Annotated in this window: 2 protein-coding genes; one reads left to right on the top strand and one right to left on the bottom strand. The window is 31.6% G+C overall.

From position 1 onward, the window contains the following. Positions 1 to 451: 451 nt before the first annotated feature. Positions 452 to 1,669, top strand: a complete 1,218-nt coding sequence (locus F6K13_RS28800) for a DUF2330 domain-containing protein (RefSeq protein WP_124145088.1) — start codon at positions 452 to 454, stop codon at positions 1,667 to 1,669. A 30-nt stretch (positions 1,670 to 1,699) separates the two neighbouring features. Here the strand turns inward: F6K13_RS28800 and F6K13_RS28795 are convergent, their stop codons facing one another. Continuing rightward, the gene (locus tag F6K13_RS28795; protein ID WP_287289259.1) at positions 1,700 to 2,137 is read right to left on the bottom strand and encodes a hypothetical protein; all 438 of its coding nucleotides are present in this window, start codon (positions 2,135 to 2,137) and stop codon (positions 1,700 to 1,702) included. Between the last annotated feature and the right edge of the window lie 236 nt (positions 2,138 to 2,373).

Below are 2,373 nucleotides of genomic sequence, written 5' to 3'. Positions count from 1 at the left end.
TGAATATTAGTAAGCATTTCCTGCGGAATGCTGCGCAAACAGCTATTAGCAGTCAGCTATCAGCTTTTATTTGAATCAAGCAAAGACTAAGGTTAGCTGACATAAATATTTCATTTCCTGCGGAATACTGCGCAAACATATTTCAGTCCTTGACTACTAATTCCTTCTTCCAAGATAATGAGTTAATAACTCATAGCTGATAGCTGATAGCTGATGGCTAAATGCTTACTAATATTAGTTTCTATCTTTGTAGTTTTTCCCTGTTCTCTAATATCCGAAACTCGTGTATCTTTAATTTGAAAATTCCTATATTTATTTACCGAATAATTAAGGTTTAAAGCCTCTCTTTTAAAGGAGAAAAAATAAAAAATTTTCCTTTGATTCAATCCTCTTTCTTTGAGGGAGAGGTAATTATCAATTATCCATTATCCATTATCCATTATTGAATGTTATGTTTTTAAAACTAAGGCTAAAAAAAATCATCAAATTATCTATAGTAGGAAGCTTAATATTAGTTTCTATGTCTATAGATGTCAAAAAAGTTAGAAGTTTTTGTGGCTTTTTTGTGGCAAAAGTTGATGCTGAAATGTTTAATAACCGCTCACAAGTGGCGATCGCTCATCAAGACAATCAAACAACTTACAGTTTAGCTTTTGATTATAAGGGGGAACCTGAAGAGTTTGCTCTGATTTTACCAGTACCAGTTGTACTCAAAAAGCAAGATGTAAAAGTTATTTCACCAAAACTTTTTCAACGCTTAGATGATTTTACTGCTCCTAGGTTAGTTGAATATCATTCTTATAAGGGTTATGACGAAGACGGTGCTTATAGAGGTAGATATGAGGCAGATATAGGTAGATATCCCCGTCAAAATGTAAGAGTTATAGAAAGCTTCACGGCGGGAGAATATGATATTGTTATTTTAAGTGCAACAGAGTCTAATTCTTTGGAAAGTTGGTTAAGGGAAAATCAGTATAAAATTCCTAGAGGTGCTGCTAAATATCTGAAACCTTATATTAATAAGAAACTTTTCTTTTTTGTGGTAAGGGTTAACTTAGAAGCACAAGAAAAACTAGGTTTTCAAAATTTAAGACCTCTTCAGTTTACTGTTAAGAATTATCCTCAGATTATGTTACCTTTTCAATTGGGAAAAATTAACTCAGAGGATACTCTGAATATCGTCGTTTATTTTTTGAGTAAAACTGGTCGTGCTGAAGTTAATAATTATGAAAATGTGGTGATTCCTAGTAACTTTGATGTGCCACTAAATATAGAGTCAAAATTTGGCGAATTTTATCGAGAATTGTTGACTTCAACTATTCAAGCTACAAGAAAAGAAATTGTAGTTATAGAATATGCTTGGGATACAGGTTTTTGTGACCCGTGTAATACAATACCGTTAGATTCTCAAGAGTTGAATGAGTTGGGTATGAATCACGAACAAGCATTTATCACTAGATTACATTTACAGTATGCAAAGAACACTTATAATCAAGATTTAGAATTTACGATTACCTCCGATAAAACTCTCTATCAAGGAAGATATGTATTGTTACCAATTAAATACAATGAAGGTAGCGATGATTTTAACGACAAAGTTAAAATTAAAAATCCTTCCGGCAAAGTTATTTCGGAGGTTGAACTAAAAAAAATATTTGAAAAGTTTTAGATATCAAAAGTATCTAACTGGATGGAAAAATTAATCTAGATTTTGATTGGATAAGTCTATAGGAAAAATTTTACACATCATATACTGTGGTAAAAATTCTTGGGTTTGATCAAGACAGACTCCAAATGTTTCCTCTTCGTGATTCTGAGAATTAATCTCCTCTGTTTCTTTCAATGGATTGACACAAATAGCAAGTTTGCCTACTCCTCCCATTAAAGACATTACTCGATTTTTGAGACTGTCAATATCTTGAATTAGTCGATCTGCATCTAATATAGAAGGAGCGATAATAAAAAAAGTTTTGACTCCAAGGGAGTCGGGAGCAAAGCCAAAACTACATTCACCTAATAAGGATTGAGTGGAAAGACTTAAAGCTTCATAGAAAAGATTAATGAGTGTTTGATAAAAAGATTCACTTAGGGAATGATCGTCAAAAGTCGGCTTAGATAACGTAATTAATGTCCTCAAGTATTATTACCTACCATCTTAACATTTCTTAAAATGGTACGCTTATATTTTTTTTATATTCATTATTAAAATTACAAAACTATAAGATAATTATTGCTAATCTAAATATCTCAAGTCAAATTGGAGATTCTACATCCAGAATCCATATAAATTCAAAAACTACACTTATACTACACTTGAAATACTAGCAGCCAAGAAAAATTAATTGGATTAGATAAGTATCTGTGCCAAATTAA

The organism is Okeania sp. SIO2B9 (genome assembly GCF_010672505.1).
In the GTDB taxonomy this organism is placed as follows: Bacteria; Cyanobacteriota; Cyanobacteriia; order Cyanobacteriales; family Microcoleaceae; genus Okeania; species Okeania hirsuta.
Note: the sequence above shows the minus strand (reverse complement) of the source record. Positions and strands in the feature narration are given on the sequence as shown.